The organism is Paenibacillus sp. Soil522 (assembly GCF_001428245.1).
Taxonomy (GTDB): Bacteria; Bacillota; Bacilli; order Paenibacillales; family Paenibacillaceae; genus Pristimantibacillus.
Genome location: NZ_LMRV01000035.1, coordinates 46641 through 66052 on the forward strand (window position 1 = coordinate 46641; position 19412 = coordinate 66052).

Sequence of the window (19412 nt, forward strand, 5' to 3'; positions counted from 1 at the left end):
GTTTCCACTCATTCTAATGGTTTTTGACAAAAATCACAATGGTCGAATATTGATGAATTGCCAACCTTATCCAAACTGCAGGCGAAGCGATCAACGAAGCAGGGCGATTTGATTCGAAAAATCAATGATCTCATTCATAAAGAATACGCAAATCCGAATCTCAGCCTGAACTGGATCGCGGATGAATTAGATATGTCCTCCATTTACTTGAGCCGGGTTTACAAGCAGCAGACGTTAGCCGCAATCGTTGATGTTATTAATAATGTGCGTATGGAGAGGGCAAAGGAATTTTTGCTGAATACCGATTGGCCGATCGTCGATATTGCCGTGAAGAGCGGCTATACGAGCAGCTCCTATTTCCACCGCATGTTCAAGAAGAGCTTCAGTGTAACGCCGTCCGATTACCGGAAAATGAATCTGGGCTAAAATGGAGGGCATTTCCCTATGCGGTTACTCTTGAGGTAATACGTTGGATCTGCAAAGAGATGTATGCCAGCTCCGAATCATGCAGTTCAAAATCATACTCCTGCAGCACAAAATGGCCCGCCTTTTGGGCAATGGCATACGATTCAAGGTATTTTTCCTTGATGATACGGGTCATCTCGGGATCCAATTCGTGAAAAGGCTCCTCGGACTCCGAACGCTGAACGGCAAAACGCAAATGGGTAATTAAGCGCTCATAGGATACGGTGTCTTCCGCCAACTTGACAGCCAAGCCTCCCTCAATGATATCGACAATGCCCCGTATCATGGAGGTGATGTCGAGCGTTTTGGTCATTTCCCCGGCATTGATTTTTGCAGTATAAATATGCAAAGCGATATAGCCTACCTCATCCTCCGGAATATCGATTCTGAGCTTTTCGCGTATAAGCTCCTTCGCGTAGAGCCCGATTTGAAATTCTTTCGCGTATAATACTTTTATTTCGTTCAACAGCGTATTTTTGATGACCATCCCTTTGGCAAGACGGTCAAGCGCAAAGGACAAGTGGTCAGTAAGCGCGATATGGATATGCTCGTTGATGACGACGCCCAGCTGGCTTTCGGCATAAGAAATAATGTCCTCCGACACCTGAATATGCTCCTCCGGCAGTGTCGACAATATTTCTTCGAACTGTTGATGCTTCGCTTGGTCCTTCATGACGAAAATTTTTTCAATGCGGGTCTGATCGACAGGATCGTTTTTCCGTTTCTGAAAGGCAATGCCTGACCCGAAAACAATTTTCTCCCCCTCCCAATCCTTGACGACAATCGCATTGTTGTTCAATATTTTGTTGATCTTCATCGCACGCTCCATTCCGGGAGTCTCAGGCCCTAAGATTTTACTTTAACCTTCATGAGCGGAGTTAATCCCCTTTCAGCTCGTTCCGGCAGCTCGATATCAATCTGTTCAATTTGATCATTATGGATAAGGAACATCGGAGTGACCGGACTCGTCGCTTTCTCCCGAATGAGATCGAGCGAGAAATCCATAAGCGGCTGACCTATTTTAACCCGGTCCCCCATTTTGACGTAATGGTGAAAGCCCTCCCCATTTAGGCAAACCGTATCCACGCCGATGTGAATAAGCAGATCCAAGCCGCTTTCAGCTCGAATCCAGAGCGCATGTTTCGTTTGGAAGAGATGAACAATCTCTCCGTTTACGGGAGATCCTACCTTGCCGTCTTCCGGGTCGATCGCTACGCCCATTCCAGCCATACTTTTGGAGAAAATAGGGTCGGGCACCTCCTCCATTGCCAGCACTCTCCCGCTTATAGGCGAAAAAATGATTTCCTCCGTTTTCCGTTGCTGCATGCCAATCCAACTTTTAAACATCTTGTACTCCTTTATCTTCATCGAATCCAATAAGCCACGTCGCAATAAATGCAGAACCGACGGAAATAACGAAGCCGATAAGGTAATGAATTAAGTTCGCCAAACCTAACGGAGCTGCAAGGATCAACATCGGCAAGCCTGTTAAGCCGTATGAATTTGCCGCTACATGGGCAAAGACAACATAGGCGCCGCCTGCCGCTCCCCCAATGCAGCCGCCGATAAACGGTTTTCTTAACCTTAAATTCATGCCGAAAATGACGGGCTCCGTGATGCCGAATAAGGCTGAAAGCGAAGCGGGAATTGCACTCTCCTTCAGCTTTTTGTTTCTTGCTTTAAAATAAATCGCCAAGCCGGCGCCGCCCTGCGCGATATTAGCCATCGACCAAACGGGCAGCAAGAAATTCACCCCGATTTTAGGATCGGCAATCAAACCGAGCTCGACGGCATGAAAAGTGTGATGAAGGCCGGTAATCACGATGAGCGGATAAAACCCTCCGAATAGTAAACCGCCAATAAATCCGACACCATGCGTATAAACAACCTCGAGACCTTGAGTAAGCCAATTGCCGAGGAATGCTCCGAGCGGTCCAATCGCAAGCAGGGAGACAACCCCGGTAAACAGGACGGTAACAAGCGGAATAACGAATAATGCTATGGACGGAAATACGATTTTTTTCAAACCTATTTCAACTTTGCTCATCAGGTAAACGGACATCAATATCGGAATTACCGTTCCTGAGTACCCGGTCGGAGCGGCTTGAAGTCCGAATGCATCCAACCATGCCGGAGAATGGATTTCATGTACTCCAGGCTTCAATACATCGGAATGCACTAATAGGCCGCCTATAAAAGCTCCTAAGACCGGACTGCCGCCGAATTCCTTCGCAGCGCTAAATCCGATAATGACCGGCAAAATAAGAAGAGCGGATGTCGAGAAAAAATCCAGCATATTCATCCAAGCGCTATCGGGCGCAGCCCACTTAGAGGACGCAATCATTCCGGTCAGCCCCCTCAGCAAGCCGCTGGCTACAATAAAGGGGAGGATCGGAACAAAGATGTTGGACAACATTTTCGTGATGACAAAGATCGGATTTCTTTTTTTCGGCAAGCATGCGGCAGGCTTCTCCGTTTCGGCTGGCACTTCTGCTATCGCTTCTTCCAGCCCCTTGTAAATCTTGTTCACAATGCCGATTCCAAAAATAATCTGGTATTGTCCCGCTCTGGAAAATACCCCCTGTACCTGATCCAGCTGTTCGATTGCAGCGCTGTCCGCTCTGCCTTCATCATGCAGAACGAGTCGCAGCCTTGTCGTGCAGTGTGCTGCGCTTGCGATATTTTGCTTGCCGCCCAGCAGCGGCAGCAGCTCTTCGACGATTTTATTCGCTTCGGCTCGAATGGCAAGTTCCTCCTTAACGTAGAGTTTACGTTATTATAACATTCGATTCGCCTGCTTGTTATCTGTCGCAGTGCGGCCCGAACATGGCCAAAATGCGCTCAGCATAAGCTGAGCGCAGATTCTGGCATTATTCAATTCGTTTCTTAATTGATCGAGCCTGGAGGAAGTTCTCCTGCAATTTTGGTCGTGTCGCCATTGATTGCGATTTGGACCGTCGGAGGCAGCGTGCCGCCCCAGTGTGCGAATTGGAATTCAGGAGACTGATTGCCAACATCTCCAATGGACATTGTGCCCAAATCGCCGAAGTGCGCGAAGCCAACGACGTTCAGGTTCGGCAGAACCAGCCAGGAGTAAGCTTGGTACGGGTTGTTCTTAGGGTTGGCGAGAACCAGACCGCTACCATTCAGCGGTTTGAAGCCTTCGCCCAGTTTGTCGGATACGAAACCGTACAGGCCTTCAGGACCTTGCAGACCTTCCGCGTATTTGTTGATGTGGCTGTCTGTGAACAGATAGTATTTACCGTCCTTCACCACGATGTGCGGACGCTCCAGTTCTTCGTTTACATAGTTCGCTTCAAGAAGCGGAGGAAGAAGCTTCAGATTATTGAAATCGCCTTTAACGACTTCGATAATACCGATGTTAGCGTTGGCACTAGCTGCTCCTGCAGGAACAGTATGAGTTTTCTGGAACTCTTCGCTGCCGATGTATTCCGGCTTCAATTCGCGGTCGCCAACAGCGCCTGCGGATTGGCCTTCGAATAGAAGATACTCTTTTTTCGTTTTAGGATCTTTAAACCACATTGGATCACGGAAAGCGTAACCGCCGCCTTCACCTTGCTTCGCTTGCTCCAGCGTTTGGTAGTGTTCGCCGTCCGGCTCCATAATGATGCGGTGCGGAGTCCAGTCCGTGAATTTTACGCCGTTTTTGTCTGCTGCGATTTCACCGATGGACATAGCCAAGCGTTGCTCATAAGTCAGGTTTTTCTCGCCTTCATGGCCGGTAGCGGTGTAGAAAGCATGGATTTTATCGCCGTCCAGCATCGCGGAACCTGCCCATTGACGTGAACCGAGCTTAGTGCCTTCCGGGAACAGGTCGCCTACAAATTTCCATTCCTTGCCATCTTTTGAGATGAAGTAACGAATCGTTGCGATATCATGAACTTTGCCCGGCAGCACGTCGCTCGGTGCGGAAAGCGCGAAGAGCACTTTATAGCCTTTGTACGTAGCGACATTTCCGTTGCGGTCCATCAGCGGCCATGTATCCCAGATGTGATAGTCCGGCGTCATTTTTTCAAGCTTTTTGATATCCGTGTAAGGCAGGGTGTTGTCTGCGTTTTGTTCGATCATGGACGCTTGTTCGCGTGTCCAGTTAGTCGTTGTTATTTCTGTTTGGGGATTTTTCTTTTCCATTTTTTCTACATCTTTAGCGCTGAGATAAGGGCCGAAATCGCGGATTTCACCGTGCTGCAATTCACCGACGATTTTAGTTTTGTCGCCCTCGAAGGACAGCTGCAGCGTTGGAGCGAACGTACCGCCGTGTTTCACATTGCCGTTCTCGTCAAGCGGTTCGTTGATGAAGCTGATTGCCGTTTCATCCGGAAGAACCATCCAGGAGTAAGCCTGGTACGGGCTTTCTTTCGGGTTGGCTACAACAAGACCGGAACCGTTAAGCGGTTTGTAATCGCCGCGGACGCCGCCTTCGTTGTGGAAGCCGTATACGCCGTCCGGACCGGTCAAGCCTGGTGCGTACGTGAAGGTATGGCTGATCGTCATCAGGTAATAATCGTTGCCTTTGATGTACATGTGCGGACGTTCCACTTGATGGTTCGCACCGATGGATTCAAGCAAAGGAGGAAGCAACTTCAGTTTGGACGCATCTTTGTCGGTTACTTCCGCAATACCGATGTTACCGTCATACAGTTCTGCTCTATCCGGAACGGTATGCGTGCTGCGGTATTCTTCGTCACCGATGTTCTCAGGCTTCAGTGTTTGTTCGCTCGATTTGCCGCCTACTTGGCCTTCGAATATGATGTACTCTTTGCCTGTATTCGGATCCTGGAAGAAGAACGGATCGCGGAAAGCCGTGATATTGTGGCCTCCATCATGGAACTGTTCAATCGTTTCGTAGTACTTGCCGTCCGGCTCGGCGATGATTTGGTGCTGGCCTTCATTGGTCAGCTTAACGCCGGTTTTATCCGCTTTAATGTCGAAAGTCGTTTTGGCCAGACGTTGCTCAGCCCGCTGTACCCAGCCGTTCTGATCCCACTCTTTGCCGCCATTGGCGTTCATATCGGTAGTAGCCGTGTAGAACAAGTGAATTTTGCCTTTCTTGTCCAGCATTGCGGAACCTGCCCATTGCATATGGCCGTAAGCATTATCATAGTCATAAGGAATGCCTGCGTAAGTCCAGTCGACTCCATCCTTGGAGTAGAACATACCGATTCTGGCTTCGGTGTGACGATCGTTCCATCCGAACGTACGCGGAGCTACCAATGCGAATGCGATTTTGTAGCCATTGACGACAGCAAGGGAGCCATCGCGGTTTTGGAGCGGCCAAGTATCCCAGATCCATACATCAGGAGCTGCCAGTTTAAAGTTAGTGTCAATCTTAGGTGCAGTGTTCGTAGCCGTAAGCTTGACTTGCTCCGCTGCTTGACGGGACCAGACGGCCGTGTAATCGTTAGGCACAGACGGAGTCGGTGCCGCTTTCGCCGAAACGGTGCTTGACAGCAAGCTGCTTGCAAGAATCGTTGCGGTCAAAACCATTTTTCCATATTTTGCTACTTTTTTCATTTTTTATTCCTCCCCAGAATTGTTTGCTTAACTGCTTTCGCTGCTGCAATTAACCTTTAATTACGGATCCTCCCCCCGTTTAAGCGGAACAAAAAAAGACCTAAAACGTCCAAGGAATAAAGCACCTGTCGGTACAGTCGTCCTCAAACATTTTAGGTCTTGCCTGCTGTGCAGTAACAATCCCGCTATATGCAATTCGTTTTGCTTCCTCATTCTAGCAAGGCAAAAAATTTATATCAATAGTAAGATATCCCTAAATTTTCAAATTAAAAAAAGGGACAATCGACCCAGACTAAAAAATGAAGTCCTTGCAATCCGGGCACATTGCCGCAATAAAAAGCCGAGCAGATGCAGGCATGCTGCCTGGACCCCGCTCGGCGGTATGTTAAAGCCTTCATTCCCACCTGGTCAAAATAATCGGGCCTTCCTTCGTAATCGCCACCGTATGTTCAAATTGCGCCGCCCAAGCCCCGTCTATCGTACGTGCCGTCCAGCCGTCTTCTGCAATGTATACGTCTGCTCTGCCTGCCGTAATGATAGGCTCTATCGTAATGACCATGCCTTCTTCAAGCTCTATGCCTTGACCGGGTATGCCGCGGTGCATGACCTCAGGAAATTCATGCATGTCTCTGCCTATGCCGTGACCAGCGAAAGCGGTTACGACCTTAAATCCGGCTCTTTCCGCTCTCGATTGAACCGCATAGCCTATATCGCCCAGCCGGTTGCCAAGCACAGCCTGCTTAATGCCGTCAAGCAGCGATTGCTCCGCTGCAAGAAGCAGCTTCTCGGTAGCCGCATTCGTCCTGCCGATTGAGTATGTCCAAGCGGAGTCTGCTTTCCAGCCGTCCAAATCGGCCACCATGTCAATCGTAACAATATCGCCGGATTCAAGCGGCTCCGAATCGGGAAAGCCGTGGCAGACTACCTCATTAACGGAGGCACATGTGGCAAACGGATATCCCTTATAGCCCTTCTGAGCTGGAGTCGCTCCCCGGTCAAGCATGAACCGTTCAACAAACCGATCAATTTCCTGTGTCGTAACTCCCGGCGCTATTCGTTTCGAGAGCGCTTTGTGACAGGCAGCGACAATACGCCCAGCCTTACGGATTCCTCGAATATGTTCCTTCGTTTTCAAATCCACTGCCATGTGTGCACTGACCTCCTTAAGGTTTTGCGGAAGCAAAATCCACTTCAAAGCATAATCCTAGGCTCTGCTATGTATAACTTATTCGGGAAAAAGGAGACAAATGACGATCATGTATGACGAAATTATGATTGCATGCTAATTTTCAGAAATTTTATAAATTTGAGGCTGAAAGTGGAGAACAAAAACAAAAAGACTTTGCATTCTGCCGATCGACAGTTTACAAAGCCGTATATTACATGGTGAGTTTAGCTGACCGAGGAGTTGATTCTGCCTAATTCATTTTCCACCAATGTCGTCAATTCATCTTCGTAGCCTCCGGTAATCCGGTACTTGCGAATATACTCTTTAACAAATTTACGCGGGTCCTTGGGTTGAAAAATTCTCGTTAGTTCCTTCAGGCTTTCCTTGACTTCATTCTGGCTATGCTTCGCCATGAAATCTCCTCCCCTTTACGTTGGATGGTCGTCCTAAACATCATAATACGAGACCTCGTGCGGCTATTTCACCGCAAGACCCCCCATCGGTGCAGATATCTCCATGGCCAATGAGTCGCAATGTTTGCATTTTTCTTACTATTATAACATTTTGATTTAGATTATGAAAGTTAACATTTGTTAATCTCTCGGAGCGGCTTGTTCGGGTTTAGCTTCCTTATTGTGCCCGCTATCCATTGATTTTGCTGCAATTATGATATTTGGGGGCGGGACATCGGTCTGGTCAGATGTTGAAGAGAGCCTGTCTTTACGAAACATTCTTAAATACGCAATGACTCCAATTACGGCAACCAGCATTCCAAACGCTAATACCAATGTCGTCACCCAGCCCTGAACCATGTCCCCGCCTCCTTTCCCCTACTCATTTATCGGTATATCGCGGTCAATTATTAGTCCTTTTCAATACCCGATTACCTTCCATTTATTAGGTATCATTATAGCGAATCAGAAGCAGGCAAGCAAACTCCCTCTGCCTAAATGACCCGATAAGCGCCGGTCCCGATACTTAACAGCTTGCCCCCTTCATCCTTGACCTGCGCTTGCAGCGTGAGCGTTCGGTCCGTTCGATGTATCAGCTCTGCCTCGCATAGGATCACGCCGCCCTTGCTGCTAGCGAGAAATTGCGTGTCTAAATTCGCCGTTACAGCCCGCTCATCCGGTACCGCCAGCATGACAACGAGCCCCATCGCGTTATCGAGCAGCGACATAAGCACGCCGCCGTGAACGATGCCGATCAGGTTTAAATGCCGATCCGAGGCATCCAGGCAAATCGTCGCTTTTCTGGCATTTGCCTGTACAACCTCACAGCCGAGCGAACCCCAGAACGTCGCTTGCGCACGCTCCGCGAGTCTTGTCAGGTGTCCAGCCTGATCGGCCTGCTGAACAAACCATTCCTCATCCATCCCGTTCACTCTCCCTTATCCTCAGCGGCCCGCTTCTTTTCCGCCTCCGCCTCCTCCTCCTGCAGCTTGCGGCGAAGCACCTTGCCGATCATTGTTTTTGGAAGCGCTTCCCTGAAGGAATAGTGATGCGGCACCTTGTAGGCCGCCAGCCGTTCTCTGCACCAGCGGTCCAGCTGACTGCCTGATACCTGCCAGCCCTCCTTAAATACGATAAATGCTTTCACCGTTTCGCCCCGATATTCATCCTTTACGCCGACAACCGCCGCTTCCCGTATTGCCGGATGCTCGAACAGCACCTCCTCCACCTCGCGCGGATAAATGTTAAACCCGCCTGCGATGATAACATCCTTAATCCGGTCCATAATCGTAAAATAGCCGTCTTCGTCCATCATCGCAAGATCGCCCGTGTACAGCCACCCGTCCCGTAATACTTTGTCGGTTTCCGCAGGCTTGTTCCAGTATCCCTGCATGACCTGCGGCCCGCGTACGACTAGCTCGCCAAGCTCGCCTACACCCAGCCGCTCACCCGTTTCCGGATCAATGACAACAGCTTCGGTATCGGGGAAGGGTACGCCGATCGTGCCGATTTTTCGATGCCCCCATATCGGATTGGCATGCGTTACGGGTGAAGCCTCCGATAAGCCGTAGCCTTCAATGAGCCTGCCGCCGGTTAAAGCTTCGAACTGCTCCTGCACCTCAAGCGGCAAGGCAGCCGATCCGCTTACACATACATTAATAGAGGAAAGATCCGTTTTCGCAGCGTCCTTATGATGAATGATCGCGACATACATCGTAGGCGCCCCCGGAAAAATCGTGGGCTTCTGCTGATTGATCGTCTGCAGAACCTTATCCACCTCGAACCGCGGCAGAAGAATAAGCGTGCCTGCCCGCAGCACCGACATATTCATTAATACCGTTAATCCAAACACATGAAACAGAGGCATCGCGGCAAGAAAACGTTCCTTGGCATCCTCCGCCTTATAGCACCAGGCCGCGATTTGCATCGTATTCGCAACGAGATTCCGATGCGTCAGCATCACGCCCTTAGGCGTCCCGGTTGTGCCTCCCGTATATTGCAGCGCCGCAAGCTCAGCGCCCTTTGCGAGCTCGGGCAGCTCCGTAAATGGATGCTGCTCAGCGAGCAGCTTCTTATAGGAAATGACGCCAAAGCTGCCATAAGGAATATTTGCGCGAAATCCTTCTTTTCGCTGCTTAAGGGGATAGAGCAGGCTCTTGGGAAACGGCAGCCCGTCTTTAATGGATGTGATAACAGCATGCCGCAGCTTCGGCAGCGGACCTTTCTCAGGCGGCTCTCCCCGCACCCGGGACAAGCGCGCATACAGCAGATCAACCGTTATGATAGCGACGGCCCCGCTATCCGCAAGCTGATGCTCCAGCTCGCGTTCCACATACAGCGGGTTCGTCTGCACGACAACGCCTCCTGCGAGCAGCACGCCGTAAAACGCTGCGACCGCCTGCGGGCAATTCGGGAGCATAATCGCCACGCGGTCTCCTTTGGCAATGCCCAGGGAAAGAAGGCCGGTGGCAAGGCAGACAGCATCTCTATGCAGCTCGCGGTAGGTTAAATTTTTGCCAAGAAAATGTACAGCTGTATGGTTCGGATGGTTATTAACCGCGTTTAACAAAAATTGGACGATACTCTGATCGGGATAGCTCTGCGAAGGAGAAACCTCCTTCGGGTAATGCCGAAGCCATGGACGTGCGGGCTCTTCGGCTTCGGCAGGCGGCTGCTCGGGCAAAAACGGGTCTTGCGGACTGAGCGGATCCATTCATGCTCTCCCCCTTCACACGACATAATGCATACTCCGAATGACACGGGCGGCAATCGTCCGTTTCAAAGCAACCGTATCGGAAAGCGGCGCGCGCATAAGCTTTTTCAAAATCGAAAGCTGCATTTGCAGCCCGTCTCCCTGCTCCAGCGCAGTAAGAGCAAGCTTGGCTAGCGACTCGACCCTCTCCATCGACTCCTGCACGAAAACCGTCGTCATCGCGATGGCATTCTCCGTCTTTTCCGAGTCGGTGCCGCCGCTGGCCTTGCACATTTTTTGCGAACGCAACAGTACGCTTTCCATTGCAAATATTTCGATCATCAGATCGGCTAGCGAGCACAGCACCTCCTGCTCCTGCTCTAGCCGCAGCCCCAGCTTCTGAACGGCAAGCCCTCCGATGGCGAGAAACGTTTTTTTCGCTTGCGCAACGCGGTACGCCTCCTTGCTAAGCGGCTTTTCGAGCGGCGGAATCGGCATCGGCTGAACCAGCTCAGCTTGAAGCGAGCGTACCTTGCGCAGCAGCGGCAGCTCCCCCTTTAACGCTTTTTTCATCAGCGTGCCGGGAATGAGCATCCGGTTAATTTCATTTGTCCCTTCAAAAATCCGGTTTATCCGCGAATCCCGATAAATTCTCTCTACCTTATACTCGCGGATGTAGCCATAGCCGCCGTGAATCTGTACCCCTTCATCCGCAACAAAATCGAGCGTTTCGGATGCAAATACTTTTACGATCGAGCATTCTATCGCATACTCTCCGATCGCCTTCGCCATCTTCATGCCGTCTTCCGCCGTTCCGCTCCCCGCTTCCGTTGTCCGCAGCATCGCATCGATAAAGCCGGCTGTCCGGTAGACCATGCTCTCCAGCACGTACGTGCGAATGTTCATGTCAGCCAGTTTGGCGCCAATGAGCGGATACGAGGAGATCGCCCGCCCGAACTGCTTTCGAGTATTGGCGTAGGCCGATGCCAGCTCGATCGTCTCCTTGGATGAGCCGAGACAAGCTGCCCCAAGCTTAAACCTCCCGATATTCAAAATGTTAAAGGCGATTTGATGTCCCTTTCCAACCTCTCCAAGCACGTTTTGGACCGGCACCGCCACATCTTCAAAAAATAAAGGCCGTGTCGAGGAACCCTTGATGCCCATCTTATGCTCCTCCGGACCGATGCTGAACCCCGGCATTCCCTTCTCAACGATAAAAGCGGTAAAATATTCGCCGTCGACCTTCGCATAGACGATAAACAGGTCGGCAAAGCCTGCATTCGTAATGTACAGCTTAGAACCGTTCAATACGTAATGCTTGCCATTTGGCGATAGCCTGGCCGTCGTCTTGGCCCCTAAGGCGTCCGAGCCTGAGGCCGGTTCAGTCAAGCAATAAGCGGCGATACGCTCTCCTGTTGCCAGCGCGGGAAGGTAGGCTTGCTTCTGCGCGGGCGTACCAAAAAATACGATGGGAAGCGTACCGATTCCCGTATGAGCGCCTACCGAAAGCGCGAACGAAGAAGCGCGCGCCAATGTTTCCGCGAGCAGCGTTGTGCTCACCTTATCGAGCCCAAGCCCGCCGTAAGCCTCGGGCACATCGGCTCCCAGCAGGCCCAGCTCGCCAGCCTTGCGCATCAGCTCTACCGTGAGGTCATAGTTCAGCGCCTCCAGCTCGGCATCGCGCGGCGTGATTTCCGCCGCTAGGAACTGCAGCGCCGCTTCCCCCATCATCCGCTGCTCTTCCGTAAAATCCTCAGGCGTCACGACCGATTCCGGCACACTGTCCTCCACGACAAATCGACCGCCAAAACGTATCGTTTCCGTCATGCCGCAGGTCTCCCTTCAGTCAAATCGATTATTAGGCTCGTAAACAGTAACCGCCTTAAACCATTAACTCAATCAACTATTTATCATTATTAAGCGCCGTACACTTCGATTACTCCGGCTGCTCCCATACCGCCCCCTACGCACATCGTAACGACGCCGATTCCTCCGCCTCTCCGGCCAAGTTCATGAATAAGCGATACGGTAAGCTTCGTTCCCGTACAGCCAAGCGGATGCCCGAGCGCAATCGCCCCGCCGTTCACATTCACCCGCTCGGGATTGATGCCAAGCTCATTGATAATCGGTACGCATTGCGCCGCAAAAGCTTCGTTAAGCTCGAAGAGATCGACCTGCGCAAGCGTAATGCCCGCTTTCCGCAGCGCCTTGGGCACCGCTTCGATCGGCCCGATGCCCATCACCTCGGGAGCGACGCCAGCTACGCTATAGCTGCGGAATACGGCGAGCGGGCGTAAGCCCAGCTCCGCGGCACGCGCCCGGCTCATCACGATAACGGCGGCTGCGCCATCGCTCATTTGAGACGTATTGCCCGCTGTCACCGTTCCCTCGCGTGCGAACGAGGGCTTAAGCGGCGCTAACGTTTGAACGGTTGTCTCCGGCCGCACCCCTTCATCGGTATCGAATTGGAATACCTTCGACCAAGGCCGGCCAGCATCATTCACGCCCGAGCGGCTTACCGTTATCGGCACGATCTCCGCTTGGAACTTCCCCGCTTGGATAGCCGCTGCCGCCTTGCGATGGCTGGACGATGCGAAGGCATCCTGCTCTTCGCGCGTCACGCTATAGCGGCGGGCGACCTCTTCCGCCGTATGCCCCATGCCCATATAAACTTCAGGCCTCGTATCGACGATGACCGGATGCGGCGACAGCTTGAAGCCGGTCATCGGCACATGGCTCATGCTCTCAACTCCGCCGGCCGCGATAATGTCCGCGTCGCCAAGCCGGATGCGTTCCGCCGCATAGGCTATCGCTTGCAGACCCGATGCGCAGAAGCGGTTAATCGTAACAGCCGGCGTAGTCACCGGCAGCCCCGCATAAAGCGAGATGGTCCGGGCCATGTTTAGTCCCTGCTCGCCCTCTGGCATTGCGCAGCCGATAATGACATCCTCAATCAGCTCAGGCGACAGGCCGGGGAGCTTCTCAAGCGCGCCTTGCAGCACCGCTCGCCCAAGATCCTCCGCCCTCGTCTCCGCCAAGCTTCCCTTCGATGCTTTGCCGACCGCTGTCCTCACCGCAGCAACGATAACGGCATCGCGATCGTGACCTTCAAACGGTGATGAAGCTGACATCTCGCTCTCCTCCTTTAAGATAGATTAGCCGTTAGTTGCGCAGCGGCTTGCCGGTCGCGAGCATATGGCTCATGCGCTCCTGCGTCTTGCGCTCGCCGCACAGGCTGAGGAATGCTTCGCATTCCAGATCGAGCAAATATTGCTCGCTCACCTCCGCGCCCGGTTGAATGTCACCGCCGGCGAGCACAGAGCCGAGCTTGCCTGCGATAAGCGCGTCATGCTCGCTAATATGTCCGCTTAGCCGCATCGCTTGCACCGCTACCTTAAGCACCGCATTGCCTTCGCGTCCGGCAACGCGGATGCGGCCCTCCGCTTGCGGCGAGTAGCCCGCCCGGTCCAGCTCCAGCACCGCCCGCTTCGCTTCGGCCATACGCGCCTCCTGCCGCATTATGACGCGATCCTGCGGACGCATCAGTCCGAGCAGGCTAACCTCATAGCCGCTGGTGGATGCTTTGGCCAGTGCAATCGTCTCAAACAACGCATTCAGATGCGGCTGTAAGTCTCCGCCCGGCTTGCCTCCGCTTGCGATAAGCGCCCGTTCGGCTGCCATCGCGGCCGCTTCCTTGCAGCCCCCGCCTGCCGGAATAAGGCCTACTCCCGTTTCCACCAATCCAAAGTATGTCTCCGGTGAATAAATAATGCGGTCTGCAGGCAGGCAGGCTTCTACCCCGCCGCCCAGCGTCATCCGGTGCGGTGCCGCCACGACAGGCCGGTCAAGCCGCTTAAGATCCAGCATGCTGCTTTGGAAGAAGCGGATAATATCCTCGACTTCATCCCAATCGCCGCTTTGCGCCTCCATCAGCAGAAGCATTAAGTTCGCGCCGACGCAAAAATTCCGCCCTTCATTTGCGAGCACCAGCCCGCGCCAATTTTGCGATACCTCCTTCACGCTTTGCCGGATGGCGGATAAAATATCACCCCCGATTGCATTGTTCTGCGAATGAAATTCGAGCAGCGCGACATCATCGCCAATATCGATCAAGCTTGCGCCGGGCGTGGAAAATACCGTTTTTCCGGAAGCTTTTAACGCCGCTAAAGAAATCGTGTCCGCTTCCGGCTCTTCCAGCTTATAAGCGCCGCCCGCCGCATAGATCCGTTCGGCGCCCTCCGCAAGATAAAAGCTTTGATGCCCCGCTTCCAGCCAAGCCGTCACCCACCCCGGTATTTCGTCGCCCTCCTTCTGCATTTGCAAGACCGAATCCCGGAGCCCAATCGCATCCCACAGCTCGAACGGCCCAAGCTCCCAGTTGAAGCCCCAGCGCATCGCACGATCGATATCCGAGATGGAATCCGCGATGACTCCGACTTGAGCCGCTGTGTACAGCAGCGTTTTTTTGATCGTCGACCATGCGAATTTCGCGTAGCGGTCACGAGGATCGGTTTTTAGCAGCGCTCTGACCTTGCCCGCCGCGCCCTTTGCCGCTTTGGACGCATCGATAATGGGCGAGTTCACGGGGCGCTTCGGCCCATATTCGAGCGTAGCCAGCCTCAGCGACTCAATCTCGCTGCCGCTTTTCCCCTTGACCTTCCGGTAAAAGCCCGCTCCGGACTTTTCGCCGAGTCTCCCTGATGCTACCAACTGCTCCAGCAGCTGCGGTCTTGCAAAAATCGCTTGCTCGCCGGGATCGCTGCTTCTCTCCCGCACATTGTCCACGACATGCAGCAGTGTATCTAGTCCGACCAGATCGAGCATACGCAGCGTCGCCGTCTTCGGCCTGCCCATGGCAGGGCCGGTCAAAGCATCCGCCTCCTCCACCGTCAGTCCGAAGCGCAGTGTATCTGCGAGCGTGACGAGCATGCCGTAGGTGCCGATCCGGTTCGCAATGAAGTTAGGCGTATCCTTCGCAAGAACGACGCCCTTGCCCAGCCGCTTCTCGCAAACCTCCGTCAGCAGCCGCACAACCTCGGGCGAGGTGTCTGCGGTAGGAACGATCTCGACAAGCTTCATATACCGCGGCGGGTTAAAAAAATGCGTCACCCCAAAATGCTGGCGAAACTCCTCGCTCCTCCCCTCCGCCATTGAAGCTGCCGACAGGCCCGACGTGTTCGTAGAGACGATGGACCCCGGCCTGCGGGCGGCTTCAATCGCGGCAAGAACCTCCCGCTTAACATCCAGCCGCTCGATAACCGCCTCAACAATCCAATCTGCCTCGCCAATCGTACCCAGATGATCGGTTAAATTGCCCGGCGTGATACGCGACGACCATAAAGGGTCATAAAGCTGCGCCGGCTGTGCCTTGCCCATTTTCGCAACGGCCGCGTTCGCCAGCCGATTGCGAACCTTGGCATCGGATAGAGTCAGCCCCTGCCTTTCCTCCTCCGCCGTCAGCGTCTGCGGAACAACGTCCAGCAGCACGACTCGCATACCCGCATTCGCCAGGTGGGCGGCGATGCCGGCCCCCATTACGCCGGAGCCGATAACGGCGGCTCTGCGAATCGAGCCTGCGTTTTTTTGCGACGCTTGAAACGTCATAGTCAGCCTCCTCTTATTCATCTTATTGCCGCTTGTTCAACCACCAGCTCCTTAAGAGGTGCTGGCAGGCACCCGCGATAACCGCCCGCTCAGTCGCCAAATACGCTCTCGGCAAGCAGCTCCGCCACATCCCGGGCAATCACCTTCTCGTCCGCGGATAACGCCTTTAAGCCATCCTCCATCATCGTTAAGCAATACGGACAGGCGGAGCTGATCACCGACGGCTTCACCTCAAGCGCTTGAGCGGTTCTGGCATGATTGACCCGGGTTCCCGAATGCTCCTCCATCCACATCAAACCGCCGCCCGCGCCGCAGCACATCCCGTTTGATCGAGAGCGCTCCATCTCTTCAATCGTTACCCCCGGAATGGCGCGCAGCAGGCTGCGCGGCGCCTCGTAGCTGTCGTTGTAGCGGCCCAGATAGCAGGAATCGTGAACGGTCACCCGCTCATCGATCGTATACACCGGCTTCAACAACCCTTTCGCAAGCAGACGCGCCAGCATCTCGGTATGATGCTCCACGATAACATCAGGACGGAGACCAAAGTCACCATACTCGTTTTTGAACGTGTTATAGGTATGCGGGCAAGCGGTCACGATGTGCGTGATGTCATATTTGCTGAGCGTCTCTATATTCTCGCGGCACAGCTCTTGAAAGAGCAGCTCGTTGCCGATCCGCCTTGCCGTGTCGCCGGAGCTTTTCTCCTCCAAGCCCAGTGTCGCGAAGCTGATGCCCGCATGGTCCAGCAGCCGCACCACATCGTACAAAACGCGGCGGCTGCGCATATCGTACGCTCCCATCGAGCCAGCCCAGAGCAGGATATCGGCCTTCTGGCCCTGCCGCCTCAGCTCCTGCATCGTTGCGACCCGAATGCCGGTGCGGCTCTCGCAATCGGCTATCCAAGCGGCACGCTCGGCGCGCGGCAAGCCCCAAGGATTGCTTTGACGCTCGATGTTCTGCAGCGCGCGCTGCCCATCGCTTGGCAGCCTGCCTTCCATCAGCACCAGGTAACGGCGCATATCGATGATTTTGTCGACATGCTCATTGCCTACCGGACATTGCTCCTCGCAATTGCGGCAGGTCGTGCACGCCCAAAGCTCCTCCTCGGTCAAAACCTCGCCGATCAGCTCCACCTCCTCCGGCTTTGCAGCTTCGCGTATGCTCCATGCGCCTGCCTGCGCAGCCATCGTCGGCTCAATCGTCGTTCCCCCCGCGTAGGCCGTCTCCCAAGCGGTCAGCACTCCTCCCATCACATGAGCGTAAGGAGCATTTGCTTTGGATTTCCACAATCCGGCAGGAAGCCATGGCGACTTGGACGTGATTGCAGCTCCTTTTTCGGTCAAATGATCCCTCAGCTTTACGATGAGATGCATCGGCGACAGCAGCTTGCCGGTATTCGAAGCCGGACAAACATTCGTACAACGGCCGCATTCGACGCAAGCATACAAATCTAGCAGCTGCTTTTGCGTAAAATGCTCCACCTTCCCCGCTCCGAAGGATTCTGCTTCCTCGTCCTCCAGATTTAGCGGCACAAGCCGGCCGGGCGGCGTGCTGCGCCGGAACCAGAGATTGACCGGAGCGGTCAATAAATGAAAATGCTTCGACTGCGGCACGTAGACTAGGAAGCTCATCAGCACAAGCAGATGCAGCCACCAAAATAATTCAAAACCGGCACGGGCTGCTGCGCTTTGCGGCTGGATGCCGATTCCCTCAAGCAGCTTAGCCAGCGGGGCGCTGACCGGGGCATAGCTTTCTTTGACCAAATGGGCGGCAGGCTTGTTTGAGGCTGTCACCCTGCCTTGCCGGTCCGCCTGCGCCAGTCGCTCGAAGGCTAAAGAAAATATTATCGTAAGCATCAGCAAGCCGATAAACCACATGACGAGCGACGGCTTCCACCCTCGCTTTAACCGCGGAAGGCGCTCCCCGTAACGGCGGAAGGCGCCGTACAGCACAGCTGCAAATACGAGCGTTACGGCCATCTCCTGCATGAACGAGAACCAATTATAAAAGGGCAGCGGAAGCGGTACGCCTTCGTTCAGTCCTTTCCAAATTAAATCCGCCGCACCAAACTGAAGCACAATAAAGCCGTAAAAATAAACCAAATGCATGATTCCGCTTCTCACATCGTTCAGCAGCTTGCGATGGCCGAGCACTTGGCCACTAAAGCCGGATTTGCTCTGCGGCTTACGCCGATACCGCGCAAAAACAGCCGGCACCCCAAGCCGCATATACAAGATGCGCCTCTGCACGACCACCGCGAACATGGAAACGGCAAGCAGAACAACAGCTGCGAACAATGTCCATCTTCCCCATTTCAACCATTGGCCGTCATGTATAAATGCCAAAAACGATGGCATATGCCCCGCCCCCCTTTTATGCCTGTTTATGTAACCAAGCACCTATGCGCGAAGTAGTCGGACAAGCCTTAAAGCGCTTACAGAAATAGCCGCAGTGCTTCATGTATATGAGCTTTTTACGTTGAACATGCCGCTCAGAAGGCGAATGCGTACGGTCTATTCCATCGCGAATCGTCATATCGTAGCACTGATGGACAGAGTGATCAAAATAGCGGAATAAGTGAGGGAGCTTCTATGCTGAAAATAGTGGTGCTTCTCAAGCAAACGTTCGATACCGAGGAGAAAATAGTGTTAACGCCATCGGGCGTTGATGAAAGAGATGCCAAATTTGTCATTAACCCTTACGACGAGTATGCGCTGGAGGAAGCGCTTCGGCTGCGTGAGCAGCACGGCGGCGCCGTAATCGTGCTTACCTGCGGCCCCGAGCGGTCGCAGGAGGCGCTCCGCACCGCGCTGGCTATCGGGGCCGATGAGGCGATACGGCTGGATAGCGCGGCCTTGCCTGACGACAGTGCCTCCGTCGCAGCCGCGCTGGCTGCCGTAATCGGACCGCTCGCCCCCGATCTGCTGCTAGCGGGCTTATTTGCGGTAGACAGCGGTGCTGGAAGCGTGGCTTTGCAGATCGCGCAGCAGCTCCGCTTGCCGCATGCAACCTCCGCCGTTAAGGTGACCATCATGACTGCAGGAGAGCTAAGCTCCCTGCCTGCGGACGGGTTGCTCAGCTCCCCCGCAGCGGTGAACGCCGAGCGTTACGCATTAGTCGAGCGGGATGTGGAAGGAGATACCGAAACCGTTTCAATTCCGCTGCCTGCGCTCATTACGGCACAGCAGGGATTAAACGAGCCGCGTTATCCCTCGCTGCCGGGCATTATGAAGGCAAAGCGCAAGCCGCTGCGCACAGTGGAGCTTGAGGAGCTGACCGGCAGCGGCGTGCTCGCACCTGAGAGCGTTTCGGCGCGCACCGAACGCACGCAGCTGCTCCCGCCACCGCCCCGCGCAGCGGGCAAACGCCTCCCCGGCGCACCGGCGGAGCAAGCGGCAGCGCTTATTTCGCTGCTGCGAGAGGAAGCAAAGCTTCTGTGAGGCTGGGGGAGGCATTCGGCTGAGGTTAGCGGTATGGGTTGGAGAAAAACCCCCGC

The 19412-nt window shown here is 53.8% G+C and carries 15 protein-coding genes; 2 read left to right on the forward strand and 13 right to left on the reverse strand.

The window, feature by feature from the left end; genetic code table 11:
* Window positions 1-108 precede the first annotated feature (108 nt).
* On the forward strand, window positions 109-426 hold the full coding sequence (locus ASG81_RS10815; protein ID WP_056633243.1) for a helix-turn-helix transcriptional regulator: 318 nt from the start codon (window positions 109-111) through the stop codon (window positions 424-426).
* A 16-nt stretch (window positions 427-442) separates the two neighbouring features.
* Here the strand turns inward: ASG81_RS10815 and ASG81_RS10820 are convergent, their stop codons facing one another.
* The 13 genes from ASG81_RS10820 to ASG81_RS10880 form a co-directional block, all read right to left on the reverse strand.
* Window positions 443-1282 carry a PRD domain-containing protein gene (locus ASG81_RS10820; RefSeq protein WP_056633246.1) on the reverse strand — a complete coding sequence of 280 codons (840 nt, stop codon included), beginning with the start codon at window positions 1280-1282 and terminating at the stop codon, window positions 443-445.
* 29 nt (window positions 1283-1311) lie between these two features.
* Window positions 1312-1812 (reverse strand): PTS sugar transporter subunit IIA, encoded by a 501-nt coding sequence (locus ASG81_RS10825; RefSeq protein WP_056633249.1) that lies wholly within the window; start codon window positions 1810-1812, stop codon window positions 1312-1314.
* Complete coding sequence (locus ASG81_RS10830) at window positions 1805-3208, reverse strand: PTS transporter subunit EIIC (RefSeq protein ID WP_056633252.1); 1404 nt, start codon at window positions 3206-3208, stop codon at window positions 1805-1807. Before ASG81_RS10830 ends, ASG81_RS10825 begins: the two co-directional genes overlap by 8 nt.
* A 143-nt stretch (window positions 3209-3351) precedes the next feature.
* Window positions 3352-6000, reverse strand: coding sequence for a glycoside hydrolase family 68 protein (locus ASG81_RS32660; RefSeq protein WP_081417258.1), 2649 nt, complete (start codon window positions 5998-6000; stop codon window positions 3352-3354).
* Window positions 6001-6394: 394 nt separating this feature from the next.
* The gene (gene map, locus ASG81_RS10840) at window positions 6395-7147 is read right to left on the reverse strand and encodes a type I methionyl aminopeptidase (RefSeq protein ID WP_056633255.1); all 753 of its coding nucleotides are present in this window, start codon (window positions 7145-7147) and stop codon (window positions 6395-6397) included.
* A gap of 245 nt (window positions 7148-7392) precedes the next feature.
* Complete coding sequence (locus ASG81_RS10845; RefSeq protein WP_054026245.1) at window positions 7393-7581, reverse strand: hypothetical protein; 189 nt, start codon at window positions 7579-7581, stop codon at window positions 7393-7395.
* Window positions 7582-7761: 180 nt separating this feature from the next.
* Window positions 7762-7980: a hypothetical protein gene (locus tag ASG81_RS10850; protein WP_056633258.1), complete on the reverse strand. Its 219-nt coding sequence runs from the start codon at window positions 7978-7980 to the stop codon at window positions 7762-7764.
* 134 nt (window positions 7981-8114) lie between these two features.
* Window positions 8115-8543: a PaaI family thioesterase gene (locus tag ASG81_RS10855; protein WP_056633261.1), complete on the reverse strand. Its 429-nt coding sequence runs from the start codon at window positions 8541-8543 to the stop codon at window positions 8115-8117.
* A 5-nt stretch (window positions 8544-8548) separates the two neighbouring features.
* The gene (locus ASG81_RS10860; RefSeq protein ID WP_056633265.1) at window positions 8549-10333 is read right to left on the reverse strand and encodes a long-chain-fatty-acid--CoA ligase; all 1785 of its coding nucleotides are present in this window, start codon (window positions 10331-10333) and stop codon (window positions 8549-8551) included.
* Window positions 10334-10348: 15 nt separating this feature from the next.
* Window positions 10349-12139 carry an acyl-CoA dehydrogenase family protein gene (locus ASG81_RS10865; RefSeq protein ID WP_056633268.1) on the reverse strand — a complete coding sequence of 597 codons (1791 nt, stop codon included), beginning with the start codon at window positions 12137-12139 and terminating at the stop codon, window positions 10349-10351.
* Window positions 12140-12228: 89 nt separating this feature from the next.
* Window positions 12229-13443, reverse strand: a complete 1215-nt coding sequence (locus ASG81_RS10870) for an acetyl-CoA C-acyltransferase (protein WP_056633271.1) — start codon at window positions 13441-13443, stop codon at window positions 12229-12231.
* A 31-nt stretch (window positions 13444-13474) separates the two neighbouring features.
* Entirely contained in the window at window positions 13475-15916 is a 2442-nt protein-coding gene (locus tag ASG81_RS10875; RefSeq protein WP_056633273.1) for a 3-hydroxyacyl-CoA dehydrogenase/enoyl-CoA hydratase family protein, read from the reverse strand.
* A gap of 89 nt (window positions 15917-16005) precedes the next feature.
* On the reverse strand, window positions 16006-18273 hold the full coding sequence (locus ASG81_RS10880) for a (Fe-S)-binding protein (RefSeq protein ID WP_081417260.1): 2268 nt from the start codon (window positions 18271-18273) through the stop codon (window positions 16006-16008).
* A gap of 237 nt (window positions 18274-18510) precedes the next feature.
* Between ASG81_RS10880 and ASG81_RS10885 the strand changes: the two genes are divergently transcribed.
* Entirely contained in the window at window positions 18511-19356 is an 846-nt protein-coding gene (locus ASG81_RS10885; protein WP_056633344.1) for an electron transfer flavoprotein subunit beta/FixA family protein, read from the forward strand.
* Window positions 19357-19412: the final 56 nt, after the last annotated feature.

Bases quoted from the DNA above. Each gene is read 5' to 3' on its own strand.
- ASG81_RS10820 (WP_056633246.1), bottom strand. From the start codon at position 1,282: ATGAAGATCAACAAAATATTGAACAACAATGCGATTGTCGTCAAGGAT.
- ASG81_RS10825 (WP_056633249.1), bottom strand. From the start codon at position 1,812: ATGTTTAAAAGTTGGATTGGCATGCAGCAACGGAAAACGGAGGAAATC.
- ASG81_RS32660 (WP_081417258.1), bottom strand. From the start codon at position 6,000: ATGAAAAAAGTAGCAAAATATGGAAAAATGGTTTTGACCGCAACGATT.
- map (WP_056633255.1), bottom strand. From the start codon at position 7,147: ATGGCAGTGGATTTGAAAACGAAGGAACATATTCGAGGAATCCGTAAG.
- ASG81_RS10845 (WP_054026245.1), bottom strand. From the start codon at position 7,581: ATGGCGAAGCATAGCCAGAATGAAGTCAAGGAAAGCCTGAAGGAACTA.
- ASG81_RS10850 (WP_056633258.1), bottom strand. From the start codon at position 7,980: ATGGTTCAGGGCTGGGTGACGACATTGGTATTAGCGTTTGGAATGCTG.
- ASG81_RS10855 (WP_056633261.1), bottom strand. From the start codon at position 8,543: ATGGATGAGGAATGGTTTGTTCAGCAGGCCGATCAGGCTGGACACCTG.
- ASG81_RS10860 (WP_056633265.1), bottom strand. From the start codon at position 10,333: ATGGATCCGCTCAGTCCGCAAGACCCGTTTTTGCCCGAGCAGCCGCCT.
- ASG81_RS10865 (WP_056633268.1), bottom strand. From the start codon at position 12,139: ATGACGGAAACGATACGTTTTGGCGGTCGATTTGTCGTGGAGGACAGT.
- ASG81_RS10870 (WP_056633271.1), bottom strand. From the start codon at position 13,443: ATGTCAGCTTCATCACCGTTTGAAGGTCACGATCGCGATGCCGTTATC.
- ASG81_RS10875 (WP_056633273.1), bottom strand. From the start codon at position 15,916: ATGACGTTTCAAGCGTCGCAAAAAAACGCAGGCTCGATTCGCAGAGCC.
- ASG81_RS10880 (WP_081417260.1), bottom strand. From the start codon at position 18,273: ATGCCATCGTTTTTGGCATTTATACATGACGGCCAATGGTTGAAATGG.